The organism is Lysobacter sp. Root76, assembly GCF_001428685.1.
In the GTDB taxonomy this organism is placed as follows: domain Bacteria; phylum Pseudomonadota; class Gammaproteobacteria; order Xanthomonadales; family Xanthomonadaceae; genus Lysobacter.
Genome location: NZ_LMIK01000007.1, coordinates 29,808 through 54,528, shown reverse-complemented (window position 1 = coordinate 54,528; position 24,721 = coordinate 29,808). Strand labels below are relative to the sequence as shown.

24 protein-coding genes are annotated in these 24,721 nt (G+C 69.3%); 9 read left to right on the top strand and 15 right to left on the bottom strand.

Features of this window, described 5'->3' with window-relative positions; translation table 11 throughout:
• Positions 1-90 precede the first annotated feature (90 nt).
• The 11 genes from clpB to rluD form a co-directional block, all read right to left on the bottom strand.
• Positions 91-2,676, bottom strand: a complete 2,586-nt coding sequence (gene clpB / locus ASE10_RS14430) for an ATP-dependent chaperone ClpB (RefSeq protein ID WP_055900367.1) — start codon at positions 2,674-2,676, stop codon at positions 91-93.
• Positions 2,677-2,998: 322 nt separating this feature from the next.
• Positions 2,999-3,529 (bottom strand): lactoylglutathione lyase, encoded by a 531-nt coding sequence (gene gloA, locus ASE10_RS14425; RefSeq protein ID WP_055900364.1) that lies wholly within the window; start codon positions 3,527-3,529, stop codon positions 2,999-3,001.
• Positions 3,530-3,583: 54 nt separating this feature from the next.
• The gene (locus tag ASE10_RS14420) at positions 3,584-5,182 is read right to left on the bottom strand and encodes a hypothetical protein (protein WP_055900361.1); all 1,599 of its coding nucleotides are present in this window, start codon (positions 5,180-5,182) and stop codon (positions 3,584-3,586) included.
• 74 nt (positions 5,183-5,256) lie between these two features.
• Positions 5,257-5,706 carry a DUF3574 domain-containing protein gene (locus ASE10_RS14415; RefSeq protein ID WP_055900359.1) on the bottom strand — a complete coding sequence of 150 codons (450 nt, stop codon included), beginning with the start codon at positions 5,704-5,706 and terminating at the stop codon, positions 5,257-5,259.
• A gap of 161 nt (positions 5,707-5,867) precedes the next feature.
• Complete coding sequence (locus ASE10_RS14410) at positions 5,868-6,902, bottom strand: NADP-dependent oxidoreductase (RefSeq protein ID WP_055900356.1); 1,035 nt, start codon at positions 6,900-6,902, stop codon at positions 5,868-5,870.
• 145 nt (positions 6,903-7,047) lie between these two features.
• Complete coding sequence (locus ASE10_RS14405; RefSeq protein WP_055900353.1) at positions 7,048-7,650, bottom strand: TetR/AcrR family transcriptional regulator; 603 nt, start codon at positions 7,648-7,650, stop codon at positions 7,048-7,050.
• Positions 7,651-7,938: 288 nt separating this feature from the next.
• On the bottom strand, positions 7,939-8,451 hold the full coding sequence (locus ASE10_RS14400) for a thiol-disulfide oxidoreductase DCC family protein (RefSeq protein WP_082559540.1): 513 nt from the start codon (positions 8,449-8,451) through the stop codon (positions 7,939-7,941).
• Positions 8,441-9,016: a DUF4166 domain-containing protein gene (locus tag ASE10_RS14395; protein WP_055900351.1), complete on the bottom strand. Its 576-nt coding sequence runs from the start codon at positions 9,014-9,016 to the stop codon at positions 8,441-8,443. Before ASE10_RS14395 ends, ASE10_RS14400 begins: the two co-directional genes overlap by 11 nt.
• A gap of 13 nt (positions 9,017-9,029) precedes the next feature.
• Complete coding sequence (locus ASE10_RS14390) at positions 9,030-9,827, bottom strand: hypothetical protein (protein ID WP_055900348.1); 798 nt, start codon at positions 9,825-9,827, stop codon at positions 9,030-9,032.
• Positions 9,827-10,681, bottom strand: coding sequence for a peptidoglycan editing factor PgeF (gene pgeF, locus ASE10_RS14385; protein WP_056305880.1), 855 nt, complete (start codon positions 10,679-10,681; stop codon positions 9,827-9,829). The genes ASE10_RS14390 and pgeF overlap by 1 nt, the downstream gene beginning before the upstream one ends.
• Before the next feature lie 3 nt (positions 10,682-10,684).
• Positions 10,685-11,659, bottom strand: a complete 975-nt coding sequence (rluD, locus tag ASE10_RS14380) for a 23S rRNA pseudouridine(1911/1915/1917) synthase RluD (RefSeq protein ID WP_055900342.1) — start codon at positions 11,657-11,659, stop codon at positions 10,685-10,687.
• Between the two features lie 80 nt (positions 11,660-11,739).
• On the opposite strand from rluD, the gene ASE10_RS14375 reads away from it, so the two are divergent.
• A complete protein-coding gene (locus ASE10_RS14375; RefSeq protein WP_055900339.1) occupies positions 11,740-12,624 on the top strand; it encodes an outer membrane protein assembly factor BamD in 885 nt (294 codons plus the stop codon).
• A gap of 329 nt (positions 12,625-12,953) precedes the next feature.
• Here ASE10_RS14375 and ASE10_RS14370 read toward each other — a convergent pair whose 3' ends face one another.
• From ASE10_RS14370 to ASE10_RS14355, 4 genes are all read right to left on the bottom strand, one after another.
• Positions 12,954-15,137 (bottom strand): bifunctional (p)ppGpp synthetase/guanosine-3',5'-bis(diphosphate) 3'-pyrophosphohydrolase, encoded by a 2,184-nt coding sequence (locus tag ASE10_RS14370; RefSeq protein WP_055900337.1) that lies wholly within the window; start codon positions 15,135-15,137, stop codon positions 12,954-12,956.
• Between the two features lie 353 nt (positions 15,138-15,490).
• The gene (rpoZ, locus tag ASE10_RS14365) at positions 15,491-15,790 is read right to left on the bottom strand and encodes a DNA-directed RNA polymerase subunit omega (RefSeq protein WP_055900332.1); all 300 of its coding nucleotides are present in this window, start codon (positions 15,788-15,790) and stop codon (positions 15,491-15,493) included.
• 279 nt (positions 15,791-16,069) lie between these two features.
• The gene (gene gmk / locus ASE10_RS14360; protein ID WP_055900326.1) at positions 16,070-16,690 is read right to left on the bottom strand and encodes a guanylate kinase; all 621 of its coding nucleotides are present in this window, start codon (positions 16,688-16,690) and stop codon (positions 16,070-16,072) included.
• 275 nt (positions 16,691-16,965) lie between these two features.
• Positions 16,966-17,841, bottom strand: a complete 876-nt coding sequence (locus ASE10_RS14355; RefSeq protein WP_055900323.1) for a YicC/YloC family endoribonuclease — start codon at positions 17,839-17,841, stop codon at positions 16,966-16,968.
• Between the two features lie 68 nt (positions 17,842-17,909).
• Between ASE10_RS14355 and rph the strand changes: the two genes are divergently transcribed.
• The 8 genes from rph to ASE10_RS14315 all read left to right on the top strand — a co-directional run bounded on the left by rph (position 17,910) and on the right by ASE10_RS14315 (position 24,637).
• Positions 17,910-18,662: a ribonuclease PH gene (rph, locus tag ASE10_RS14350; RefSeq protein ID WP_055900867.1), complete on the top strand. Its 753-nt coding sequence runs from the start codon at positions 17,910-17,912 to the stop codon at positions 18,660-18,662.
• A 23-nt stretch (positions 18,663-18,685) separates the two neighbouring features.
• Entirely contained in the window at positions 18,686-19,066 is a 381-nt protein-coding gene (locus ASE10_RS14345) for a VOC family protein (protein WP_055900864.1), read from the top strand.
• The gene (gene rdgB, locus ASE10_RS14340; protein WP_055900320.1) at positions 19,063-19,659 is read left to right on the top strand and encodes an RdgB/HAM1 family non-canonical purine NTP pyrophosphatase; all 597 of its coding nucleotides are present in this window, start codon (positions 19,063-19,065) and stop codon (positions 19,657-19,659) included. The genes ASE10_RS14345 and rdgB overlap by 4 nt, the downstream gene beginning before the upstream one ends.
• A gap of 4 nt (positions 19,660-19,663) precedes the next feature.
• Positions 19,664-19,960, top strand: a complete 297-nt coding sequence (locus ASE10_RS14335; RefSeq protein WP_055900317.1) for an antibiotic biosynthesis monooxygenase — start codon at positions 19,664-19,666, stop codon at positions 19,958-19,960.
• Positions 19,961-20,084: 124 nt separating this feature from the next.
• Positions 20,085-20,627, top strand: a complete 543-nt coding sequence (locus ASE10_RS14330; RefSeq protein WP_055900314.1) for a hypothetical protein — start codon at positions 20,085-20,087, stop codon at positions 20,625-20,627.
• Positions 20,628-20,632: 5 nt separating this feature from the next.
• A complete protein-coding gene (gene hemW, locus ASE10_RS14325) occupies positions 20,633-21,832 on the top strand; it encodes a radical SAM family heme chaperone HemW (RefSeq protein WP_055900310.1) in 1,200 nt (399 codons plus the stop codon).
• A 193-nt stretch (positions 21,833-22,025) separates the two neighbouring features.
• Positions 22,026-24,290, top strand: a complete 2,265-nt coding sequence (locus ASE10_RS14320; protein ID WP_055900305.1) for a DUF1631 domain-containing protein — start codon at positions 22,026-22,028, stop codon at positions 24,288-24,290.
• A complete protein-coding gene (locus ASE10_RS14315; protein WP_055900302.1) occupies positions 24,287-24,637 on the top strand; it encodes a PilZ domain-containing protein in 351 nt (116 codons plus the stop codon). The genes ASE10_RS14320 and ASE10_RS14315 overlap by 4 nt, the downstream gene beginning before the upstream one ends.
• Positions 24,638-24,721 lie beyond the last annotated feature (84 nt).

Genomic DNA, 24,721 nt, shown 5'->3' with positions numbered 1-24,721 from the left:
GTGTGCGGCGTCGCCCGCATCGCATCCGGACGCCGCCGCCTTCTGTGGGAGCGGCGTGAGCCGCGATTACCTCAACACGCCGTTTCCAAATCAGGCTTTGCGGAACACCAGGTGCCCTGCCTCGGCTTCGACCTGGATGGTGTCGCCGCTGACGAACTCGCCGCTCAGGATCTTCTGCGCGAGCGGGTTCTCCAGTTGTTGCTGGACCGCACGCTTGAGCGGACGCGCGCCGTAGACCGGGTCGAAACCGACGTTGCCGATCAGGGCCAAGGCCGCATCCGACAGCGACAGCTTGAGGCCGCGCTCGCCCAGGCGCTTCTCCAGGCCGTGCATCTGGATCTTGGCGATCTCGCGGATCTGGACCTTGTCGAGCGGGTGGAACACGACGATGTCGTCGAGACGGTTGATGAACTCCGGCCGGAAGTGCGCCTGGACCACGCCCATCACCGCGGCCTTCATCTGGGTGTAGCTCTCGGCGCTGTCGTCCGAGGCCAGCTCCTGGATCATCTGCGAGCCCAGGTTGCTGGTCATCACGATCACGGTGTTACGGAAATCCACGGTGCGGCCCTGGCCGTCGGTGAGACGGCCGTCGTCGAGCACCTGCAGCAGGATGTTGAACACGTCCGGGTGCGCCTTCTCGACCTCATCGAGCAGGATCACGCTGTAGGGACGGCGACGCACGGCCTCGGTCAGGTAACCGCCTTCTTCGTAGCCGACGTAGCCCGGAGGCGCGCCGACCAGACGGCTGACCGCGTGCTTCTCCATGAACTCGCTCATGTCGATGCGGACCATGGCATCGCTGGAATCGAACAGGAACTCGGCCAGGGCCTTGCACAGCTCGGTCTTGCCGACGCCGGTCGGACCCAGGAACAGGAACGAACCACTTGGGCGGTCGGGATCGGACAGGCCCGCGCGTGAACGGCGCACGGCATCGGAGACCACGCGGATCGCCTCGTCCTGGCCGACCACGCGCTGGTGCAGCGCCTGCTCCATCTTGAGCAGCTTCTCGCGCTCGCCTTCGAGCATCTTCGACACCGGGATGCCGGTCCAGCGCGCGACCACCTCGGCGATCTCCTCGGCGGTGACCTTGTCCTGCAGCAGCCTGAAGCCCTGGGTCTCGGCTTCCTGCGCAGCCTTGAGCTGCTTCTCCAGCTCCGGCAACGCGCCGTACTGGATCTCGCTCATGCGCGCGTAGTCCTGGGTGCGCTGCGCGGCTTCCAGTTCGAGCTTGGCCTGCTCGATCTGCTCCTTGATCTTGGTCGCGCCCTGCAAAGTCGCCTTCTCGGCCTTCCAGATTTCTTCCAGATCGTTGAAGTCGCGCTCCAGGGTCGCGATCTCGGCTTCCAGATCGGCCAGGCGCTGCTTGGACTCGGCGTCCTTCTCCTTCTTCAGCGCCTCGCGCTGGATCTTGAGCTGGATCAGGCGGCGTTCCTTGCGGTCGAGCTCTTCAGGCTTGGAGTCGATCTCCATGCGGATGCGCGAAGCGGCCTCGTCCATCAGGTCGATGGCCTTGTCGGGCAGCTGGCGGTCGGCGATGTAGCGGTGCGACAGGGTCGCGGCGGCGACGATCGCCGGGTCGGTGATCTCGACGCCGTGGTGGACCGCGTAGCGCTCCTTGAGGCCGCGCAGGATCGCGATGGTGTCTTCGACCGAAGGCTCGCCCACGAACACCTTCTGGAAGCGGCGTTCCAATGCGGCGTCCTTCTCGACGTACTTGCGGTACTCGTCCAGCGTGGTCGCGCCGATGCAGTGCAGCTCGCCGCGGGCGAGCGCCGGCTTGAGCATGTTGCCCGCGTCCATCGAACCTTCGGCCTTGCCGGCGCCGACCATGGTGTGCAGTTCGTCGATGAACAGGATCACCTGGCCTTCGTTCTTGGACAGGTCGCTGAGCACGGCCTTCAGGCGCTCCTCGAACTCGCCGCGGAATTTCGCGCCGGCGATCAGGGCGCCCATGTCCAGCGACAGCACGCGCTTGCCGCGCAGGCCTTCGGGCACTTCGTTGTTGATGATGCGCTGGGCCAGGCCTTCGACGATCGCGGTCTTGCCGACGCCGGGTTCGCCGATCAGCACCGGGTTGTTCTTGGTCCGGCGCTGCAGCACCTGAATGGTGCGGCGGATTTCCTCGTCGCGGCCGACCACCGGATCGAGCTTGCCCGATTCGGCGCGCGCGGTGAGGTCGATGCAGTACTTCTCCAGCGCCTGGCGCTGTTCTTCCGCGTTCTCGGATTGCACGCTCTCGCCTCCGCGCAGTTTGTCGATCGCCGGTTCCAGCTTGGCCTTGCTCGCGCCCGCGGCCTTGAGCGCGCGGCCCACGTCGCCGCCGTCTTCGAGCGCGGCCAGCAGGAACAGTTCGCTGGCGATGAAAGCGTCGCCGCGCTGCTGGGCCAGCTTGTCGGTGACATTGAGCAGGCGCGCCAGATCGTTGCCGAGCGAGACGTTGCCGGCCTGGCCGCTGACCTTGGGCAGTTTTTCCAGGGTTTCGCCGAGGCGCTCGCGCAACAGCGGCACGTTGACGCCGGCCTGCGCCAGCAAGGGCCGAGTGCTGCCGCCGCTCTGATCCAGCAGCGCGCTGAGCAGGTGCGCGGGTTCGATCACGCTGTGGTCGCGACCGACCGCCAGCGATTGCGCGTCCGCCAGCGCCTGCTGGAAACGCGAGGTGAGCTTGTCCATCCGCATGGAGGGTTCTCCGAAAGGTGTGGCGGCCCGGCGCGAGTGTCGCGCGTAAGCCGCGAATGTCCTGTTAATGCGGGCTTTGGCGGATGATTCAAGACTGGCCGAGACGCAGGGACCGGCCGGTCTTCAGCCTGCGGAAGGCCGGCCTGCGCGGGTAGCGGTCGCCGCAATCCGCGAGCGCGAACCGCGGACCCCTTTGCAAAAAGAGGGCGGGCGCCCGGCGTCGTGCGAGGCCGGGGGAACGGGGATTTTCCCAGGGCGGAGGGCAATAGCCCCCCTCCGGCCCCCATTCAAAGAGAAGTACGGATTCCAGGCTCGCGAAGCATCAAACCCGGCTGGTCGGCTGCAGGATTTCGACCCAGTAGCCGTCCGGGTCCTTGATGAAGGCGATGTCCTTCATGCGGCCGTCGCTCAGGCGCTTCTGGAACTCGACGCCGAGCTGCTCGAAACGCGCGCAGGCGGCCTCGACATCGGGCACCGACACGCAGATGTGGCCGAAGCCGCGCGGTTCGCTGTTGCCGTGGTGATAGGCGAAGCCGGCATCGTCTTCGGTGCCGTGGTTGTGGGTGAGTTCGAGCACGCCGCGCTGGCTCAGCAGCCATTCGCCGCGCGCGGGTTCCTCGGCCGGGATCTGCGCCGGTTCCGGCACCAGCACCAGGAAATACAGACTGAACCTGGCCTCGGCGAAATCGCGCTTGCGCACCAGGGTGAAGCCGAGCACGCGGGTGTAGAAGTCCAGCGACCTGGCCGGATCCTTGATCCGCAGCATGGTGTGGTTGAACACGAAGTCGCGGGTGGCGACTTCGGGCCGCGCGGTCACGCCGGGCACGGCGTCGAGTTGCGTCTGCAGGGACATGGCGGGGCCGGATTCGAAGGGGAACGTACGATATGAGGACGCGCGGCGTCCGCCTCAAGCCGCCGCGGCGTCCGGACGCGGCTGGCGCTGCAGGGACAGCAATGCCATCAGCGCCGCCAGGGCGAGATAGGCGCCGATGAACTGCCAGGCGATGATGCGCGGCAAACCCTCCAGCGCCCAGGGCAGATAGATGCCGCCGCGCGGGTCGACCGAGTGGATGATGCCGAACAGCGACAACGCCGCGCCTGCGAGCAGGAACGCCGAAGCGCGCAGCAGCCGCCCGTCGACCATGGCCGCGACCGCGGAGGTCCAGATCATCGAAGTCATGATGAAACCGTTGCCCAGGGTCACGATCACCGCCAGTTCCGGCAGGCCGTGGCCGTCGAGCGCGCTCATCAGCTGGGCGTGGTGCTCGGGCGCGATCCAGCCCGGGTTGCCGGTCTTGATCGCGAGCATGTAGGCCACCGACGGCAGGAAGCCGAACACCATCGCGGTGGCGTGCTTGCTCGGCGTGGCCTGGAACGCCTGGGTGGTGATGTCGAGCGCGACGTAGACGATGATCGGCGCCAGTACCGCCAGCGGCAGCCATTGCACCAGCCCGGAGACGATGCCGAGCATGCCGCCCAGGCCGACGAACAAGCCGGTCAGCAGGGTATAGCCGCTGCGCGCACCCATGTGCTTGTACGCGGGCTGGCCGATGTAGGGCGTGGTCTGGGCGACGCCGCCGCAGAAGCCCGCGACCAGGGTCGAGAACGCTTCGGCGAGCAGGATGTCGCGGGTGCGGTAGTCGTCGCCCGCGGCGCGCGCGCTCTCGCTGACGTTGATGCCGCCGACCACCATCAGCAGGCCGAACGGCAGCAGCAGCGGCAGGTAGGGCACGGTCGCCGGAAGACCGTCGAGGAAGCCCAGGGTCGGCCACGGCAACACGATCTGCAGCGGCACGGCTTCGGGCCAATGGAAGCCGGGCGCGCCCAGGCCGAGCGCCCCCAGGCCGTAGTAAAGGACGGTGCCGAACACGAAGGCGACGAACACGCCGGGCAGCTTGACCGGCAGGCGGCCCTTGGCGATCAGCACGTACAGCAGCAGGCCGAGAGTGACGAAGCCGACCATCGGCGAGCGCAGGGTTTCGACCAGCGGCAGGAAGCCCATCAGCACCAGCGCCACGCCGGCGATCGAACCCAGCAGGCCGGCGCGCGGGATCAGGCGGGTGACCGCGTCGCCGGCGAAGGACAGCACGAACTTGAGCAGGCCCATCACGATCAGCGAGGCCATGCCCAGCTGCCAAGTCGCGATCGCCGCGGCCTGCTCGTCCAGACCGGACTGCTTGTAGGCGACGAAGGCCGGGCCCAGCACCAGCAAGGCCATGCCGATGCTGGTCGGCGCGTCCAGGCCCAGCGGCATCGCGGTCACGTCGTCGCGACCGGTCCTGGCGGCCAGGCGCCGCGCCATCACCGTGTAGATCAGGTTGCCGACCAGCACGCCGAAGGCGGTGCCGGGGAACATGCGCGTGTACACGATCTCGGCCGGGAAACCGAAGATGCCGATCAGCGCCGCAGCGATGAAGCCCAGGATGGACAAATTGTCCACCACCAGGCCGAAGAAGCCGTTGAGGTCGCCGGCGACGAACCAGCGGCGTGAGGAGGTGGCGGTCATCGGCGTGTCCTGGGTGCTGCGGTGGGCGACCTGGGATTGTGCAGGCTGGACGGGCCGCGCGAACAGCGTCGGCGCTAGAACGAAACGTCCGCCCGCTGTCGCGACCACAGCACCGACTGGTGGCCGCTGGCGCGTTTCCAGGCCACGCGGATCGCCTCGATGTCGGCGCTGCGCGCGGGCGTGTCCTCGTGCAGCACCACCAGCACCTTCGCGCGCTGGCGCTCGGGGCCGGCGGCGCCGCGGAACAGCCACTGGCCGTAGCCGTCGAACACCGTCAGGCCGTCGGGAAAGCGCGGCGTGACTTCGCGGTCGAGAAAGGCGAGCCATTGCGCCTCGTCGACCTGGGTCTGCGGCTGGCCCTCGGTGCCGACGCTGAAGTAGAGCTCGCTGCGGATCCAGCCCGCCGCATCGGCGGGGCGCGCGGCATCGCCGTGCATGGCGGCGTCGACGCGGGGTGCTGGCGTTGTGGTCGCACAGGCGCTCAGGGCGATGCACAGCGACAGCAGCAGGGCTCGGCGCAGCATCGTCGTTCCTCGTTCGGCGGCAGGACCGGCGCAGAGTGCCACGAACTTGGGGCGACACGTGGGGTCGCGGCCGTTTCGCCACGGGGGCGAACCGGCCGGGCGATTATCGAGCGATACGTCCGGCTGCGCGGGGCGGCCGGACGTATCGCCGGGTTTCGCTCTCAGTCCGCGCCGACGCGCACCACGAGCTTGCCGAAGTTGCTCCCTTCGAGCAGTCCGATGAACGCCGTCGGGGCGCTCTCCAGCCCTTCGACCCGATCCTCGCGCAGCTTCACCCGGCCGCTCTCGACCCATTCGCCCATGTCGCGACGGAAGGCTGCGAAGCGATCGGCGTAGTGATCGAGGATGATGAAGCCCTGCATGCGGATGCGCTTTTGCAGCAGCGTCGTCATCACCAGCGGCAGCCGGTCCGGGCCCTGCGGCGGGACTTCTTCGTTGTAGTGCGCGATCACGCCGCACACCGGCACCCGCGCGTTGTGGTTGAGCAAGGGCAGCACCGCGTCGAACACCTCGCCGCCGACGTTCTCGAAATAGACGTCGATGCCGTCCGCGCAGGCGGCAGCGAGGCGTTCGGCCAACCGCGGGTCGCGGCGGTCCAGGCAGACGTCGAAGCCGAGTTCCTCGACCGCGTAGCGGCATTTGTCGGCGCCGCCGGCAATGCCGACCACGCGCGCGCCCTTGAGCTTGGCGATCTGCCCGACCACCGCGCCGACCGCGCCGGTCGCCGCGGCCACGACCACGGTCTCGCCCGGCTTGGGCTGACCGATATCGAGCAGGCCGACATAGGCGGTGAACGCGGGCATGCCCAGACCGCCCAACGCCAGCGAGGGCTGGGCCATGTCGCCCAGCGCGAGCAGATCGCTCCCGTCCGACAGCGCGTAGTCCTGCCAGCCCGCGCTGCCCAGCACCAAGTCGCCGACTCGGTATTGCGGATGTCTGGAGGCGACGACGCGGCTGACCGTGCCGCCGACCATCGGCTCGCCCAGGCGCACGCCCGGCGCGTAGCTGGTGCCGGCTTCGTCCATCAGGTTGCGCATGTAGGGATCGAGCGACAGGAACAGCGTGCGCAGCAGCACCTGTCCTTCGTCCGGCGTCGGCACGGCGTCCTCGTGAATCCTGAAGTCTTGCGGCGTCGGCACGCCGCGCGGGCGCGCTGCCAGGAGGATGCGGCGATTGAGGGTGTCGGTCTGCGGCATGGGGCAATCCTGTGGGGTGGAAGCTTCGGGGCCGCCGGCACTCATAGGCGCCGGTGGCGTGGACGGGGTAAAGACACGAATCAAATAGACCGGTCGTCTATAGATAGAGCAAAGAGAAAGGCGGGAGGGCCTGCGCCGCGCCGCCTCAGATGTAGAGCGCCAGACCCAGCAACTGCCGCGTGCCCACCATGGCCGTGTCCAAGGGCGCGCGGTCGCGGGTGATCTTGGCCAGCAGGCTGGCGCCGAGCCAGCTCTGGTAGAGCGTGAGCGCGGCCGCGTTCGCGTCCGGCGGGGCCGACAGCGAACCGTCCTGCCCGCCCTCTTCGATGCAGCGCGCCAGGCGTTCGACGATGCCGCGGGTCCCGCGCCCCAGTGCTGCGCGCATGCTCTCGGACAGGTCGCAGACCTCCGCGCCCAGCTTGACCACGAGGCAGCGGCTCTGGGCCTCATCGCCGGTCTGCGAGTCCAGCCAATCGTGGAAGTAGCCGATCAGGCGACGCGCGGCAGGCCCCGGCTGCGCCAGCAGGGTATCCATACGCGCCAGGTAGTCGCTGAAATAGGCTTCCAGCACGGCCTCGCCGAAGGCCTCCTTGGAACCGAAGTAGTGATAGAACGAGCCCTTCGGCACCTGCGCCGCGGCCAGGATTTCGGCCAGGCCGACCGCGCTGAAACCCTTGCGCAGCAACAGTGGGTGGGCCACGTCGAGGATGTGCTGGCGGACGTCGGTGGGGGCGGTGGCGGTATTCATGGCTACGGACTCTAAACTCAATTAGACCGGTCGTCTAGAACGATGAACAGGACGTAGGCTTACGGAGCGGGAACGCCGAATTGCCATCCGAGGCCCTAGGGCCTCAACCCGTCGCTGGAACCCGGGCTCGATCAGCAGGCAGAAGGACGGAGCTGCAAGGACATCCTGCTATCAGGAGTGCCGATGCCGGCTGCGGATAAAGACCGCCGCAACGGCGACGCCCACTCGCCCCGCCGCCGAAGCACCGAGGCTTCGCTAACGCAGACCCGCCCGCCCCCTATCGGCGCACTAGTCGAGAAACCGCGTGCGCTGCTCCGCCGTCGGCAGCAGGCAATGCTCGTAACGCCCGAACCAGCGGTAGCGGTTGCGCGCGATCAGGCGATACAGCGGATCGCGCAAGGCGCGCGGCAGCCAACGGATCGACGCGCCCGCGCGCCAGATCCCGCCCAGGCCGGCCAGCACCCGCGCGATCGCATCGGTGTCGGTCCAGGCGCGGCCGTCCTCGACTAACAGGAACGACACCGGATCGTCCGGATCCAGCCCGTGCGCCGCCAGCAAACCGCGACCGTGCGCGCCCTGCATCGCCGCATAGCGGTAGCGGCGCGCGCGGTCGTGACGCAGCAGGAAACCGATCCAGCCGTTGCACAACACGCAGACGCCGTCGAAGACGATCACCGGACCGCTTTCGCCGGTCGCCGCACGCGGCTCTGCCGCTTCGCGCCGAGCCGAGCCGTTCGCGGCGGTGCCGACCTGGCCGGCGCCGCTCGCGGCACGCTCGCCGTTGGCCGTATCAATCGACATCGAGCCAACCCCGGTAATGCACCAGCAAGCCCGCCAATGGCAGGGCCGCACGCACGTCGAAACGGTAGCGGCCGTCCTGCTCGGACTCGGTCGCGCGCACGCCCGAGAACCAGCGCGCGGGCAGCGCCAGACCCAGCGCGCGTACGCGCTCCACGCGCCAGGCCAGCGCACCGTCTTCGACATCGAGAGCGAAACCGAAATGCACCCGCCCCAGGCGTTCGCACAGCAGGCCGTCCTGCGCCCACAGCCGCGAAGGCATGGCGTGGCCGGCGAAGCGACGCGTCCAGCGTTCGGATGCGGCGTCGCCGGCGATCTCCACTTCGATCGCGCCCGCATACGCCGGCGGCAACCGTGCCGCCCAGGCGCACAGGCGCGACAGCCAGGAGCGGCCGCGCTCGGCCACCACCTCGCCGCGATAGGCGCGCAGCCCCTGGCGACCGTGCAGGGCGCGCAGGCGCGCGGACAGCAGGTCGTAGCGCGGGCCCAGCACCTGCCGATACAGGCCGGGCGCGGCCGCCGTCGCGGCGACGGCAGGATGCGAGGTATCGGCGGGACAAGCGCTCATGGGCAGACGCAGCTCAGTCCGGCTTCGAGTACTCGCGACCGTCGTAGCTCAGGCGCTCGCTGCGCGTCTCCGACTCGGCGACGCTCTCCGCGCATTCATCGCCCTTCAGCGACTGGCGCGTGCTCTTGTCGACGGTGCGCAGGATCAGTCCGGCGTAACCGTGGTCGCGTTTGCCGTCGACCGCGAGCGTGCTGCGGCTGCTATGGAATTCGCCGTCGCAGCGGGTGTCCCACTCGCCGTTGTCGGCATCCATCTCGATATCGCGCAACACCGGCCGGATCGTAACGCCGTCGAGCACGTACAGGCTCAGCCGGGTACTGCTGTAGGGATTGGCGCGCGAGCCATTGGCGGAGTTCACCCGCACACCGAAGGCCGTGGTGCTCTCGTTGAGACGGTAGCGCGCCGTGTCCAGGGCGAGCCCGGTGATCCGGATCGCATCGGACTGCAGGGCATCGTTCTCGCGATATCGCTGGGCGATGCGCTCGTGCATCGAGTCGGCGACCAGCAGTTCCAGATCGGCGCTGCCTTCGTCGTCGAAGGTGTTCTGGTGCTGCAGCATCACCGCGATCAGGGTTTTGTCCGGCGATGCCGGCCAGACCTTGCAGGCGACCTCGCCCAGGTTGATCCAGCGCGGCTCGGCGCCGGGCAGGCGCAGCATCTCGCCGTTGTCGCCGGTTTCGCCCTGGGCGCCGGGATAGGCGGCGGTGAGCAGCGAATACATGCGCGACTGGCAGTCCTCCGCAGCGAACGCCTGCGGGGCCAGCGCCAGCGACAGCAGCAGGACGGCGATACGGCGAAACGGTTTGCGCATTACTCGCTCCAGATGAGGGTGGCCATGCGGCCGCCGCGCTGGTCGCGACGGTGGGAATAGAAACGCTGCGGATCGGAGATCGTGCAAAAGCCGCCGCCGTGCAGGTTCGCGGGCACGAGGCCCGCCGCGGCCAGGCGGCGGCGCGCGAGCGCGTACAGATCGACGCGCCAATGCTGCGGGCGAGTCGCGACGAAGGCGTGGGCGGCGGCGCGGTCCTGGGTGACGAAAGCGTCATAGACCTCGGCGCCGACTTCGTAATGCTGCGGGCCGGCGGCCGGCCCCAGCCAGGCGATCAGGCGCTGCGGCGGCGTGCGCATGGCTGCCGCCGTCGCTTCGAGCACGCCCGCGGCCAGGCCGCGCCAGCCGGCATGGGCGGCGCCGACTTCGCTGCCGTCGTCGGCTGCGAACAGCACCGGCAGGCAGTCGGCGGTGAGGATGGCGAGCACGGTGCCGGGGGTGGAGGTCACCGAAGCGTCGGCTTCGGGCTCCGGGGTGCCCTCGCCCCAGCCCTCTCCCGCGAGCGGGAGAGGCGGCGTTTGCGTGGCGGTTCGTGCGACCTCGCTCGCTGCCGCGTTTGCGAGATCCGCATGCAGCTGAGCGGCGCCGTCGAAACGCACGACAGCCACCCCGTGCACCTGCCGCAGCCAGCGCGGCGGCGACGGCAGGGCCGCGTGTTCGATCAGGGCCGCGCGATTGCGCAGCACCGCCTCGGCCTCGTCGCCGGCGCGCAAGCCCAGATTGAAACGGTCGAACGGCGGCGCCGATACGCCCGGCCCCGTGCGCAGCGTGGTGAAGCCGCGCACGTTGGCCGGCGCGGGCCAGTCGGCAGGCAGCCAGGCGTCGCCGTCGCGCATGGCTCAACGCGCCTTTTCGGCCGCGGCGACGGTGTCGTCGTGCAGGGTCTTGATCAGCGCGCGCATGTCGGCCGGCACCGGCGCGCTGCAGCGCACCGGCTCGCCGCTGACCGGGTGGGCGAACTCCAGGGTTTCGGCGTGCAGGGCCTGGCGACGGAAGCCGCGCAGGGCCTCGACCAGCGCCTCGGTCGCGCCGCGCGGCAGCTTGAGCGGGCCGCCGTACAGCGGATCGCCGACGATCGGGTGCTTGAGGTGCTGCATGTGCACGCGGATCTGGTGGGTGCGCCCGGTTTCGAGCCGGCATTCCAGCAGGGTGTGGGCGCGGAAGCGTTCGCGCAGGCGGTAATGGGTGACCGCGTCGCGGCCGTCCTCGCGCACCGCCATGCGGATGCGGTCGCGCGGGTGCCGGTCGATCGGCGCATTGGCGGTGCCGCCGGAGACCAGCGCCCCCACCACCACCGCCAGGTACTGGCGATGCACTTCGCGCGAGGACAGCTGCTCGACCAGGGCGGTGTGCGCCGGCAGGGTCCGCGCCACCACCATCACCCCGGAGGTGTCCTTGTCGAGGCGGTGGACGATGCCGGCGCGCGGCAGCGCGGCCAGCGAGGGGTCGCGGTGCAGCAGCGCATTGACCAGGGTGCCGGCGGGGTTGCCGGCGCCCGGGTGCACGACCAGGCCGGCCGGCTTGTCGATCACGATCACGTGCTCGTCTTCGTACAGCACGTCCAGCGCGATGTCCTCGGGCTCGGAATGCGTCTGGATATCGAGCACGGCGGTCAGGGTGACGGTTTCGCCGCCGCGCACGGGATCGCGCGGGCGGACTTCGCGGCCGTCGAGGCGGGCATCGCCGGACTTGATCCAGGCGGCCAGCCGGGAGCGCGAATAGTCCGGGAACAACTCGGCCAGGACCGCGTCGAATCGGCGCCCGGCGGCGCTGTCGGGCACGGTGGCCTGGAGGGGGTTTACGGACTCGTTCATCGGATGGGCAGGATTCAGGGGCAAGGCGCAGGGACTGCTATTATCGGCTCTTCGTGCCTCCGGCGCCCGCGAACCTTGCCATGACCCTTCGTTTCGCCCCTTCACTCCGCCTCGTCCGACTGCTGTCCCTGTTGCTGATCGTGGTCCTCGCTGGGTCTGGCTGCGGCCGGCTGGGCAAGATGTTCAAGGACAAGGATGCGGACGAGGGCCAGCCGGTCGAAGCGCTGTACACCAAGGCCCATACCTCGATGACCAACGGCAACTGGGCCGCTGCGGAGGCCACGTTCAAGCGCCTGGTCGCGCAGTACCCCTACGGCCCGTACACCGAGCAGGCCCTGGTCGAGACCGCCTACGCCCAGTTCAAGTCCGGCAAGCACGACGACGCGATCAGCAGCATCGACCGCTTCATCCGTACCTACCCGACCCACCGCTACGCCTCCTACATGTACTACCTGCGTGGCCTGGTGAACTCCAGCCGCGACACGGTGTTCCTGCAGCGCGTGTGGCGCCTGGACGCCAGCCGCCGGGACCTGGCCACGCCGATGCAGGCCTACAACGACTTCGCCATCGTCGCCGACCGCTACCCCAACAGCCGCTACGCCGCCGACGCGCGCCTGCGCATGATGGCGCTGCGCGACACGTTCTCGCGCCACGAGCTCGACGTCGCCCTGTACTACCTGCGCCGCACCGCCTATGTGGCCGCGGCCGAGCGCGCCAAGTTCCTGCTCGAAACCTACCCGCAGAGCAAGTACCAGAACGACGCGGTCGCGACCCTGGCGGTGGCCTACACCGGCCTGGGCAACGAGACCCTGGCCGCCGACGCCAAGCGCGTGCTGCAGCAGAACGACCCCAATCACCCTTATCTGCAGGGCGACTGGCCGGACTATCCGAGCAACTGGCGCAAACTCAACCCGTTCGCGGGCGAGAAGTCGGCCCTGGACAACCAGGACCGCAACGCCAAGTAAGCCTCGGCTTACCTCGCGATGTTGCAGACGCCGCCTTCGGGCGGCGTCTGCGTTTGCGGGGTTCGGATTGCGGGAGACCCGGGGGCGCGAATGCGTCGTCACGGAGCCGATGCGGCTATCGCCCATCCCGCGACTCGCGCAGATCGGCCTGGGTAGGATGCGGCGAGCCAGAGGCGAACCGCATCGCGGCGGCTAGCATCGCCTAGATGTGCTGCATGCCCACCGACACGGAGCCGATGCGGTTATCACCGCATCCTACGAATGCGCAGATCGGCCTGGGTAGGATGCGGTGAGCCACAGGCGAACCGCATCGCGGACGCCGGCGCCACTTACATCCGCTGCACGCCCAACACCACGTTGAGCCGGCGCACGCGCCGCATCACGTCGGCCAGGTGGCGGCGGTCGGCGACCTCGATCGAGAACCGCATGATCGCGATGTTGGAATCGCGCTCCAGGTACTCGACGCGGTCGATGTTGGACTCGGCCTCGGCGATCGCCGCGGCCACCTGCGCCAGCGCGCCGGGGCGGTTGTCGACCTCGATCCGAAGCGCCGCGCCGAAATCGCCGCTGACCTGGCGGTCCCAGCCGATCGGTACCCAGCGGTCCGGCGACTTGCGGTATTCGGCGACGTTGGGGCAGTCCAGCCGGTGCACCACGATGCCCTTGCCGGCGGTGTGGTAGCCCATGATCTCGTCGCCAGGCAGCGGCAGACAGCAATTGGCGAAGCTGATCACGCCGCGCTCGGCGCCGGTGATCAGGATCTTGTCTTCGGTCAGGCGCGGGCGGTCGATCGCGCGCCCGCGCGGCTTGCCCGGGGTCTCGCGCGCGAGCGCCAGCGCGACCTGGTTGGGCATGCGGTTGCCCAGCGCGATATCGGCCAGCAGCGCTTCCAGACGCGGGTAGCGGCTTTCGCTCAGATACGCTTCCAGGCGCAGCGCCGGCACGCGGTCCAGCGAGGTCTCCAACGCTTCCAGGGCGCGATCGAGCATGCGGTGGCCGAGCTGGACCGCGTCCTCGTGTTCGAGCTGCTTGAGCTGCTGGCGGATCGAGGTGCGGGCCTTGCCCGAGACCACGAACTCCAGCCATTGCGGCTTCGGCGTCGAGGACTTGGCGGTGATGATCTCCACGCGCTGGCCGCTGGCGAGCTTGGTCCGCAGCGGCACCAGCTTGCTGTCGACGCGCGCGGCCACCGCGCGGTTGCCGACATCGGTATGCACGGCGTAGGCGAAGTCCAGGGCGGTGGAATTGCGCGGCAACGAGAGGATGTCGCCCTTGGGCGTGAACAGGTAGACCTCGTCCGGGAACAGGTCGACCTTGACGTTTTCGAGGAACTCCAGCGACGAGCCGGTCGAACGCTGCGACTCGACCAGGCTGGCGATCCAGCTGTGGGCGCGGCTCTGGGCGCTGTTCGGGCCTTCCCCGCCGTGCTTGTAGGACCAGTGCGCGGCGATGCCGCGCTCGGCGATCAGGTCCATCTCCTCGGTGCGGATCTGCACTTCCACCGGCGAGCCGTAGGGGCCGAACAGCACCGTGTGCAGCGACTGATAGCCGTTGGCCTTGGGGATGGCGATGAAATCGCGGAAGCGCGCGTCCAGCGGCTTGTACGCCGAATGCACCACGCCCAGCGCGTGGTAGCAATCAGGCACGCTCTTGACCACGACCCGGAAGCCGAACACGTCCATGACCTGGGTGAAGCTTTTGTGCTCGTGGTGCATCTTGGTGTAGATGCTCCACGGCGACTTCACCCGGCTGATCAGGCGGTGCTGCAGCTTCTCTTTCGCCAGGCGCTGGGCCAGATGCGCTTCGATCTGCACCAACGACTCGCGCCGCACCACCGGCTGGGTGCGGATGCGCTTCTCGATCACCGCATGGCGCCAGGGATGCAGGGCGCGGAAGCCCAGGTCCTGCAGCTCGGCCTTGATCAGATTCATGCCCAGGCGCTGCGCGATCGGGGCGTAGATCTCCAGTGTTTCCAGGGCGATGCGCTCGCGCGCCTCGGCGCTCTGCGCGCCCAGGGTGCGCATGTTGTGCAGGCGGTCGGCGAGCTTGATCAGGATCACGCGCAGGTCGCGCGCCATCGCCAGCAGCATCTTGCGGAAGCTCTCGGCGGCCGCTTCCTGGCGGTCGCGGAAGTGCAGCTTGTCCAGCTTGGTGACGCCGTCGACCAGCTCGGCCACGGTTTCGCCGAATTCGGTCGCCAGCCCCTCTCGGGTCAGCGGGGTGTCTTCGATGGTGTCGTGCAGGATCGCCGCGATCAGGGTCTCGACGTCCAGGCCCTGGTCGGCCAGCACCTTGGCCACCGCGACCGGATGGGTGATGTAGGGCTCGCCGGATTTGCGGGTCTGGCCCGCGTGCGCGGCGGCGCCGATCGCCCAGGCGCGGCGCAGCAGTTGCCGCTGCGCTTCGGGCAGGTAGTGCGCGGACCGTTCGAACTCGCGCACGTAGTCCGGCAGGTCCGCGTCTTCGTGGGCGGGGACCGGATAGGACTGCAGCGCGGGCTCGGCGGGGGTCATAAGAGCAATCTACGCGGGCGGCGGCGCGGCTTGCAACGCGGCCGCGGACGTTTCCGGCATCGGAAACATGAATATGGTGGCGATTACCGGAATCCGTATGCGCGGGCGGCTCGAGTTAACGGCGGCGGGCACGGTTCGTGCCGGCCGCCGGGCCGCCCGACGGTCTGTGGGAGCGGCGTGAGCCGCGATCGCGCGATCCCGGATCGGGGTTCAATCGCGGCTCACGCCGCTCCCACAGAAAGCTCCGTCCCGCGCCACGACACGCGGCATCGTCCGCGCCCCGCATACGAAAACGGCCCCGCCGAGGCGGAGCCGTTGGGTGTCGCGGGCGCGGCCCGGAGGCCGCAGCCGGATCAGTCGTCGCCCTTGGACAGGTCGTCGTCGGCGACCACTTCGGCGGCGGCCCATTCCAGCGCCTCGCGCTCCTTGCGCTCGCGCTCGGACTTCTCGACCGCGTCGATGTATTCGGGGTTGATCTGGCGCGCGGCGATTTCGCGCAGCGCCAACACGGTCGGCTTGTCGTTGGCTTCGCTGTTGTCCAGCTGCGGCTCGACGCCGTTGGCCAGCTGACGGGCGCGCTTGGCGGCCAGCATGACGAGTTCGAAGCGGTTATCGACCACTTCCAGGCAATCTTCGACGGTGATGCGGGCCATGGGGCTCCTGGCGGCCGGTGCGGCCGTCTTTACAGCGGATGGGGACCGGGAAGTTTAGCGGCGCCGGCGCCCCAGAGCAAGAATAGGCGGCTTTCGGGGTTAAGAATCAAGCAGTTAACTGCCCAAAAGCAGCGCAACCCGGGGGTAGGAGCGGCGTAAGCCGCAACCGCGGCAGTAGGCTACGGCGTCGCTAGGCTGGGTTTGCGGGGCAGTCGGGTCGCGGCTTACGCCGCTCCTACCCCAAGGCGGAAAGCTGGGCTGGGCCGGGTCGCGCCCCGCTCAGCCCTCGTCGGCCAGCAGGGCGGTGATCAGGCGCGAATGGCGCGCCACCTGCGGTTCGCGCCGCAACCGGCTGGCGACGAAGATCGCGCACATCTCGTCGACCGCGGTGTCGAAGTGCTCGTTGACGATCACATAGTCGAATTCGCCGTAGTGCGACATTTCCTCGCGCGCGGCCGCGAGCCGCTGCTGGATCACCTCTTCGCTGTCCTGGCCGCGGGTGCGCATGCGCGACTCCAGCGCCTGCCGCGACGGCGGCAGGATGAACACGCTGACCGCGCCGGGCACCTTGTTGCGGACCTGGCGCGCGCCCTGCCAATCGATCTCCAGCAGCACGTCGCGGCCGCCCGACAGTTGCGGCTCGACCGACTGGCGCGCGGTGCCCTTCCAGTCGCCGTGCACGCGCGCGTGCTCGAAGAAGTCGCCGGCCTCGACCATGCCTTCGAATTCCTCGGCGCTGACGAAGTGGTAGTGCTCGGCATGGCGTTCGCCCGGACGCGGCTGGCGCGAGGTGAACGAGATCGACAGGCTGATGTTCGGGTCGCGGGCCAGCACCGCGTTGACGATGCTGGATTTTCCGGCACCGGACGGGGCAGCGACGATATAGAGGGTTCCGCGCATGAATTCGCCTGTAGCTGGGGGCTAGTAACGAGTGAATAGGAATTGGGAACTAGTGCGGAGCGGCAAAGCACCCCTACTCGCTACTGCATAAACTGGTTACTGCTTTTACCGACCACTGCTTCTACTAGTTGCTGCTCCACTAGTTGCTGCTCTACTAGTTGCTGCTCTACTAGTTGCTGCTCTACTAGTTGCTGTTCTACTAGTTGCTGCTCTACTAGTTGCTTAGTTGCTGCCTCTACTGGTTGCCGCCCTTACCAGATGCTGCTTCTCCGCAGCTACTCGATGTTCTGGATCTGCTCGCGGACCTGATCGATCAGCACCTTCAGCTCCACCGCCGCCGCCGAACTGCGCGCGTCGACCGACTTGGAGCCCAGGGTGTTGGCCTCGCGGTTGAATTCCTGCAGTAGGAAGTCGAGCCGGCGGCCGACCGCTTCGCGCAGTTTCAGCACGCGGCGGGCCTCGGCGACATGGGAGTCGAGCCGGTCGAGCTCTTCCTCCACGTCCAGCTTCTGCAGCCACAGCACCAGTTCCTGCTCGACGCGGCCCTGATCGAAACCGCCGACGCCGCTGGACTGGGCCAGATCGGCCAGACGCGTTTCCAGCTTGGTGCGCTGACCGGTGCGGATGCCCGGCATCATGCCGCGCACGTCGCCGGCGATCGCGGCGATGGCGTCGACGCGCTCGGCGATCACCGCCGCCAGCTTGGCGCCCTCGCGCTCGCGCGCGGCCAGGAATTCGTCCAGCACGCCGTCCAGCAGTTCCAGCGCCGCGATCTGCAGCGCCGCCGGGTCGGTGGCCGGGGTCTGCAGCACGCCGGGGAACTGCAGCAGGTCGGTGAGTTCGGTGCGCAGGCCCGGGAAACGCGCCTGCAGGTCGATCGCCAGCTCGCCCAGCTCGCGCAGGCGGGTCGGGTTGAGCTGCAGGGCGGCGGCGCCTTCGGGCGCGCGCAGGCGCAGCACGAAGTCGAGCTTGCCGCGGCTCACGCGCGCGGCGATGCGCTCGCGCAGCGCCGGTTCCAGCGCGCGCAGCTCGTCGGGCAGGCGCAGGCCCAGTTCGAGGAAACGGTGGTTGACCGAGCGCAGCTCGCAGCCGAGCGTGCCCCATTCGGTGACGCGTTCGCCGCTGGCGAAGGCGGTCATGCTGCGGATCATGCGGTGGTCCAAGGCCTACAGGGAGCGAATGGTAAACTCGCCGGCCACCAAAACGGTAACTCATGGTCATGACCGGCACTTCCGCCGCCCCCACCGACGCCGTCGCGCGTCCCAGCGGGCGCACGCCCGGGCAGATGCGCGAAGTCCGCATCGAACGCGCTTACACCGCCCACGCCGAGGGCTCGGTGCTGGTCAGCTTCGGCCAGACCCGGGTGCTGTGCACCGCCAGCATCGAGAACAAGGTGCCGCCCTTCCTGCGCGGCAAGGGCGAAGGCTGGGTCACCGCCGAGTACGGCATGCTGCCGCGCGCCACCCACACCCGCAGCGACCGCGAGGCCGCGCGCGGCAAGCAGGGCGGGCGCACGCTCGAGATCCAGCGCCTGATCGGCCGCGCCCTGCGCGCCTGCATCGACCGCAAGGCGCTGGGCGAACGCACCATCACCCTGGACTGCGACGTGCTGCAGGCCGACGGCGGCACCCGCACCGCCGCGATCACCGGCGCCTACGTGGCCCTGGTCGACGCGGTGCGCTGGCTGCAGGCGCGGCGCGAGATCAACAAGGATCCGATCTTCGGCGCGGTCGCGGCGGTCTCGGTCGGCGTCTACCGCGGCGTGCCGGTGCTGGACCTGGATTACGCCGAGGACAGCGACTGCGACACCGACATGAACGTGGTCATGAACGACGGCGGCGGCTTCATCGAGCTGCAGGGCACCGCCGAGGGTCATGCGTTCCGGCGCGAGGAACTCGACGGTCTGCTGGCCCTGGCCGAAGCCGGCATCGCCGAACTGATCCAGCACCAGCGCCAGGCCCTGGCCTCGTGAGCGACGCCTCGCCGCCGCGCAGCCTGGGCGCCTTCACCCTGCTGGTGCGCGACTACGACGAGGCGATCGCCTACTACACCGGCGCGCTCGGCTTCGTCCTGCTCGAGGACACCGACCTGGGCGGCGGCAAGCGCTGGGTGCGGCTATCGCCCTCGCCCGGCAACGAAACCGCGCTGCTGCTGGCGCAACCCGGCGACGCGGCCCAGGCCGCGCGCGTCGGCGACCAGACCGGCGGCCGGGTCGGCTACTTCCTGCATACCGACGATTTCGCCCGCGACCACGCCACGATGAGCGCGCAGGGCGTGCGTTTCATGGAAGCGCCGCGCCACGAGGCCTACGGCACCGTGGCCGTGTTCGAAGACCTGTACGGCAACCGCTGGGACCTGCTGGAGCTGAAGCGATGAAACTGGTGTTGGCCAGCAGCAATGCCGGAAAGCTGATCGAACTGCGCGAATTGCTGGCCGACACCGGCATCGAGCTGGTCGCGCAGAGCGACCTGGGCGTGGAGGACGCCGAGGAGACCGCCAGCACCTTCGTCGAGAACGCCCTGCTCAAGGCCCGCCACGCCTGCGCGATCACCGGGCTGCCGGCACTGGCCGACGATTCGGGCATCTGCGTCGACGCCCTGGGCGGCGCGCCGGGCCTGTATTCGGCGCGCTATTCGGGCGTGCACGGCGACGCCCAGGCCAATATCGACAAACTGCTGCTGGCGATGAAGGACGTGCCCGAAGGCCGGCGCGCGGCGCATTTCTACGCCGTGATCGTGCTGCTGCGCCACCCCGGCGACCCGCAGCCGATCATCGCCGAGGGCGTGTGGCCGGGCATCATCATCGACCAGCGCCGCGGCACCGGCGGCTTCGGCTACAACCCGGTGTTCCTGGACCCCGACTACGGCCTGACCGCGGCGGAGATGGACACCGAGCTCAAGAACCGCCTCAGCCACCGCGGCCGCGCCCTGGCCGCGCTGCGCCAGAAACTGCTGGACGCGATACGCTGAGCCCATGTTCGCGGTGCTTTGGCAGTATCGGGTGCGTCCCGGCTCGGAACCGGCGTTCGAGGCGCTGTACGGCGCCCAGGGCGACTGGGTCGCGCTGTTCGGCGCCCATCCTGGCTATCTGGGCACCGAACTGCTGCGCGACGAGTCCAGCGGCGAATATCTGAGCATCGATCGCCGGGCCTCGCAGGCCGACTACGACGCCTTCCTCGCCGCCGACGAGCCGCGCTACGCCGAAATCGACGCGCGCGGCGACGCACTGACGCTGTCGGAACGCCGGATCGGCCGCTACCGCGTGGTGTGACCGTCAAAGCCGGAGCGCGGCGTGCGTCACCGGCCGGCGCCACCCGCCCGCGTATCCTTGTCGCCACCGCGATCGTCCTCCCCCCAGGGCCGGCGCGCCCGCCCCACGAATCGAATCCGTCCGCATGCCGCATACCTTCCCGCTCCGCACCGCTAGCCTGGCTCTGGCCGGCGCGCTGGCCCTCGCCGGCTGCAGTTCCTTCGACGCCCTGTCGCCGCTGACCTGCAGCCGCAACGAGATCCGCGAACTCGGCGACGCCAAGCCGGCGCACCGCCGCTACAGCTTCCCGTTCCGGATCGAGTACGAACAGGACGGCCGCCGCGGCGTGGCCGAGAACAGCCTGGTCTGCGTCTACCTCGGCCGCGAATACCAGGGCGAGTGCGAGAACAGCAACCGCTGGAGTGCCTCGCTGGCGCGCGGTCCGGGGCTGCGGGTACCGCTGGGCACGGCGCGCAACGGCCGCCAGGTCGCGTTCGACCCGGGCGATTGCGAGCTGCTGGTCAACCACGGCCAGGACCAGCCGGCCTATCTGGTGGTCGGCCGCGACGCCGGCGAGGCCGACGACGCGGCGATGCTCGAACCGCTGTCGATGCGCCGCGACTACGGCATCCGCATCGTCGACTACCGCATCGACCTGAGCGCGCGCCAGCCGCAGGCGGCCAGGTAGAGCGCATGTTGTCCTTGCCGCCCCTGTCGCTATACGTGCACTTGCCCTGGTGCGTGCGCAAATGCCCGTACTGCGATTTCAACTCGCACGAGGGCCGCGGTCCGCTGCCGTTCGCCGACTACGTCGACGCCCTGCTCGCCGATCTCGACTACGATCTGCCGCTGGTCTGGGGCCGCACCGTGCAGACCGTATTCTTCGGCGGCGGCACGCCCAGCCTGTTCCCGCCGGAGGCCATCGACCGCTTCCTGCAGGCCGCCAGCGCTCGTCTGCGCTTCGCTCCGGGCTGCGAGATCACCCTGGAAACCAATCCCGGCACCGCCGAGCACGGCCGCTTCGAGCTCTACCGCGCCGCCGGTGTGAACCGCCTGAGCTTCGGCATCCAGAGCTTCGACGACGGCTGCCTGCGGCGCCTGGGCCGGATCCACGACAGCGGCGAGGCCGAGGCGGCGGTCAAGCTGGCCCAGGACGCCGGCTACGACAACCTCAATCTCGATCTGATGTACGCCCTGCCGGAGCAGAGCCTGGCGATGGCCGAGCGCGATCTGGAACGCGCTTTCGCACTGGATCCGACCCACGTCTCGCACTACCAGCTGACCCTGGAACCCAACACCGTGTTCGCCGCGCGCCCGCCGCAGGGCATCCCCGACGACGACGGCGCCTGGGACATGCAGGAGCACTGCCAGGCTCTGCTGGCCGCGCACGGCTATGCTCAGTACGAAGTCAGCGCCTACGCGCGCCCGGACCGCCGCTGCGCCCATAACGTCAATTACTGGCGCTACGGCGACTACCTGGGCATCGGCGCCGGCGCCCACGGCAAGATCACCCTGGGCGCCGAACAGGCCGTGCTGCGGCGCTGGAAGATCAAGCACCCGACCCAGTACCTGGCCCGCGCCGGCAGCGCCGAGGCGATCGGCGGCGACGACCGCATCGCGCCGGAGCGGCGGCCGTTCGAGTTCATGCTCAACGCCCTGCGCCTGGTCGACGGCTTCGCCCTGTCGGATTTCGAGGCCCGCACCGGCCTGGCCCGGAGCGCGATCGCCGCGCCGCTGCAGACCGCGCTGGCGCGGGGCTGGCTGGAGCAGGACGGTGGGGAGCGAGACGGTGAGGAGCGGGACGGCCAGGGGCGCGAAAGCGAACGCGTGCGCCCGACCGAACTGGGCCGGCGCTACACCAACGACGTGGTGTCGCTGTTCCTCGACGACTAGGCTTTGCGTCGCAGTCGTCGTGCTGTCCCGCAACATCGGCGGCCGAGCGGGCGCCAACCCGCGCTGGCCGCGCTCCGCCCCTGCCCGCGTTTGAATCGGTGGTCGCTCCATTCCGGCCGCTTGGCAGCGACAGGGCTGGCGGGTCTCAAGGGGGCGTGATTAGATCGCCCGATCCGGTACCGGTGAGTCCTGCATGTCCGCGACATTCGAACCGCTAGGCAAATCGTTCCCGCGGCCCACGCTGGCGTCCGCGGCGATGCCCAAGCGCGTGCGGCGGGTGCTCGAGCATCTGTACGCCCTGGTCTCCGACGAGATGGCGCGCGCGCTCGACCACATGCTGGCCGACTACGAGCAGCAGCTGTTCCGCCAGGCCGACCAGGCCCGCAACGCCAGCCTGCAGTCGGTTCATCTGGAAACCCTGCGCCTGGTGCGCCTGAACCGGGTCGACCTGATCCCGCGCTACCTGGTCGGGCTGGAGACCGCCCTGACCAAGGTCCGCGAACCGGTGACGGCGGCCGAGGAGCAGCAGGCCCTGCCGACCTTCCGCGACCTGCGCCTGGTCGAAGACCAGGAGATGGACGAGCACGCGGCGCTGCGCGCGATCGCAGCGCGCCAGGAGGCGCGCGCCGGCCTGCCCCTGCTGTTGCTGGGCCAGCGCTTCGGCGTACTCGCCGGCGCCCCGGCCTTCGACGCCGAGCGCCTGCCGCTGGGCCCGCACAGCCTCGGCCGGATCATGGCCGAAGCCTGCTCGGTGCTGCAGATCGGCCAGGAGGCCAAGCTGGACCTCTACCGCATCTACGACCTGCACGTGATGACCGGCTACGCCCAGCTGGTCGAGACCATGAATGCCCTGCTGGCGCGCGAGAACGTGCTGCCCAGCCTGTCGTTCGTGCCGATCCGGGCGCGCCCGACCGCGCAGAACGTCGAGCGCAGCGAAGACCCGCGCAGCGCGCGCGAGGACGGCGCCCGCGGGCCGCGCGGCGCGCGTCCCTACACCGCCTGGACCGGCCAGACCGACGCCGCGGCGATCGCCGCCGGCGGCGACGAGGGCAGCGACTACGCCTCGCTGCAACAGTTGCTGTCCGGCCGCCGCGAGCTGCTCGGCAAGCTGCGCCCGGGCGCGCAGCCGGCCGCGCGCCCGCCGCTGGCCACCGACGAGCTCATCGACTCCCTGCGCGCGCTCCAGGCCACGCCCGCGCACGCGGCGCCCGCGCAGCGCAGCGTCGCCGATCTGCGCCAGACCCTGCTCGCCCAGGCCCGCCAGCAACGCGGCGAGGCGGCGACCCTGTCGCGCGAAGACAGCGACGCCTTCGAGCTGTTGGACCTGTTCTACGGCGAGATCGAACGCGAACTGCGCGGCGACGCCGCCACCTCCGGCATGCTCGGCCGCCTGCAGGTGCCGCTGCTGCGCCTGGCGCTGCAGGACCGCGCCTTCTTCGTGCGCAGCCAGCATCCGGCGCGGCAATTATTGAACGCGGTCGCCGAGGCCGGCGCGAGCTGGATCCCGAAAGAGGAAGCCGACCCGCAGCTCAACGACCAATTGCGGCGCGCGGTCGATCACGTGGTCGAGCACTACGACGGCGACGCGGCGGTGTTCGAGGCCGCCAACCAGAGCCTGCAAGACCATCTGCGCTCGATGGCGCGCAAGGCCGAAGTCGCCGAACGCCGCCATGTCGAGGCCGCCCGCGGCAAGGAAAAGCTCGAGATGGCCAAGCAGCAGGCCAGCGACGCCATCGCCGCGGCGGTCCACGGCCAAGCCCTGCCCAAGTTCGTGCAGGCACTGCTGACCCAAGCCTGGTCCGACGTGCTGACCCTGACCCTGCTGCGGCACGGTGAGGAATCTGACGAATGGCGGCGCCAGGTCGAGGCGACCCGTCAGATCGTCGCGGCCAACGTGGCCGGCGCCAGCGAACAGGCGCCCGGCGGCCTGGACGGCGACATCGAACATGCCCTGACCTTGGTCGGCTATCACGCCGACGAGGCCAATGCGATCTCGCGCCAGCTCACCGTCGGCGCCGCCGCGGCCAACGACGACGTCGCCTCGCGCACGGAACTGGCGATGAGGCTCAAGGCGCGCGCGCGCCTGGGCGAGGACAGCGGCACGGCCAAGCGCGAGCTTCCGGCGCGCAGCGAGCAGGAACAGATCTGCTGGGAACACATCCGCACCCTGCCCTTCGGCACCTGGTTCGAGTTCGTGATCAATCAGCAAGGCGATGTAATGCGCAGACGCCTGTCCTGGTTCAGCACCGTCACCGACAACGCCCTGTTCGTGAATCAGCGCGGCCAGCGCGTCGGCGAGCAGTCGCTGGACAGCCTGGCGCGGATGATGGCGCACGGCCAGACGCGCGTGGTCACCGCCGAGAAGGGCCGGCTGGTCGATCGGGCCTGGAACGCGGCGCTCAGCGTGCTGCGTGGTTTCGTCAGCGGCGGACAGAAGGCGGAGGAGGCCGAGGCATGAACGAGGAATTCCGCCGCGTCCGCCGGCGCCGGGTCAGCGATCCGGTCCAGGTCGTCGACACCATGACCGACACCGTGATCGGTCAGCTCAGCAACCTGTCGGAAACCGGCATGCTGCTGATCGCCAGCGCGCCGCTGGTCGAAGACGCGCTGTACCAGTTGCGCTTCAGCCTGCGCGACGCGCCGCACCACACCTCGCCGATCGAAGTCGGCGCGCACCTGCTGTGGCAGGACCGCGCCAGCATGCCGGGCCAGACCTGGACCGGTCTGCGCTTCATCACCATGCTCGAAAGCGAGATGCTGCAGTTGCGGCAGTGGCTGGATTCGCCCGGCGGCACTTACGAGTAAGGCGCGAACGGGCTCAACGGACGACGTCGTTCGGTATCGCGCGACGACGCGATTCGTTTCCCCTCGCCGCATCCTACGTAGGGC

Coding starts and splice junctions, on each gene's coding strand:
- clpB (WP_055900367.1), bottom strand. CDS start 2,676: ATGCGGATGGACAAGCTCACCTCGCGTTTCCAGCAGGCGCTGGCGGAC.
- gloA (WP_055900364.1), bottom strand. CDS start 3,529: ATGTCCCTGCAGACGCAACTCGACGCCGTGCCCGGCGTGACCGCGCGG.
- ASE10_RS14420 (WP_055900361.1), bottom strand. CDS start 5,182: ATGACCGCCACCTCCTCACGCCGCTGGTTCGTCGCCGGCGACCTCAAC.
- ASE10_RS14415 (WP_055900359.1), bottom strand. CDS start 5,706: ATGCTGCGCCGAGCCCTGCTGCTGTCGCTGTGCATCGCCCTGAGCGCC.
- ASE10_RS14410 (WP_055900356.1), bottom strand. CDS start 6,902: ATGCCGCAGACCGACACCCTCAATCGCCGCATCCTCCTGGCAGCGCGC.
- ASE10_RS14405 (WP_055900353.1), bottom strand. CDS start 7,650: ATGAATACCGCCACCGCCCCCACCGACGTCCGCCAGCACATCCTCGAC.
- ASE10_RS14400 (WP_082559540.1), bottom strand. CDS start 8,451: ATGTCGATTGATACGGCCAACGGCGAGCGTGCCGCGAGCGGCGCCGGC.
- ASE10_RS14395 (WP_055900351.1), bottom strand. CDS start 9,016: ATGAGCGCTTGTCCCGCCGATACCTCGCATCCTGCCGTCGCCGCGACG.
- ASE10_RS14390 (WP_055900348.1), bottom strand. CDS start 9,827: ATGCGCAAACCGTTTCGCCGTATCGCCGTCCTGCTGCTGTCGCTGGCG.
- pgeF (WP_056305880.1), bottom strand. CDS start 10,681: ATGCGCGACGGCGACGCCTGGCTGCCTGCCGACTGGCCCGCGCCGGCC.
- rluD (WP_055900342.1), bottom strand. CDS start 11,659: ATGAACGAGTCCGTAAACCCCCTCCAGGCCACCGTGCCCGACAGCGCC.
- ASE10_RS14375 (WP_055900339.1), top strand. CDS start 11,740: ATGACCCTTCGTTTCGCCCCTTCACTCCGCCTCGTCCGACTGCTGTCC.
- ASE10_RS14370 (WP_055900337.1), bottom strand. CDS start 15,137: ATGACCCCCGCCGAGCCCGCGCTGCAGTCCTATCCGGTCCCCGCCCAC.
- rpoZ (WP_055900332.1), bottom strand. CDS start 15,790: ATGGCCCGCATCACCGTCGAAGATTGCCTGGAAGTGGTCGATAACCGC.
- gmk (WP_055900326.1), bottom strand. CDS start 16,690: ATGCGCGGAACCCTCTATATCGTCGCTGCCCCGTCCGGTGCCGGAAAA.
- ASE10_RS14355 (WP_055900323.1), bottom strand. CDS start 17,841: ATGATCCGCAGCATGACCGCCTTCGCCAGCGGCGAACGCGTCACCGAA.
- rph (WP_055900867.1), top strand. CDS start 17,910: ATGACCGGCACTTCCGCCGCCCCCACCGACGCCGTCGCGCGTCCCAGC.
- rdgB (WP_055900320.1), top strand. CDS start 19,063: ATGAAACTGGTGTTGGCCAGCAGCAATGCCGGAAAGCTGATCGAACTG.
- ASE10_RS14335 (WP_055900317.1), top strand. CDS start 19,664: ATGTTCGCGGTGCTTTGGCAGTATCGGGTGCGTCCCGGCTCGGAACCG.
- ASE10_RS14330 (WP_055900314.1), top strand. CDS start 20,085: ATGCCGCATACCTTCCCGCTCCGCACCGCTAGCCTGGCTCTGGCCGGC.
- hemW (WP_055900310.1), top strand. CDS start 20,633: ATGTTGTCCTTGCCGCCCCTGTCGCTATACGTGCACTTGCCCTGGTGC.
- ASE10_RS14320 (WP_055900305.1), top strand. CDS start 22,026: ATGTCCGCGACATTCGAACCGCTAGGCAAATCGTTCCCGCGGCCCACG.
- ASE10_RS14315 (WP_055900302.1), top strand. CDS start 24,287: ATGAACGAGGAATTCCGCCGCGTCCGCCGGCGCCGGGTCAGCGATCCG.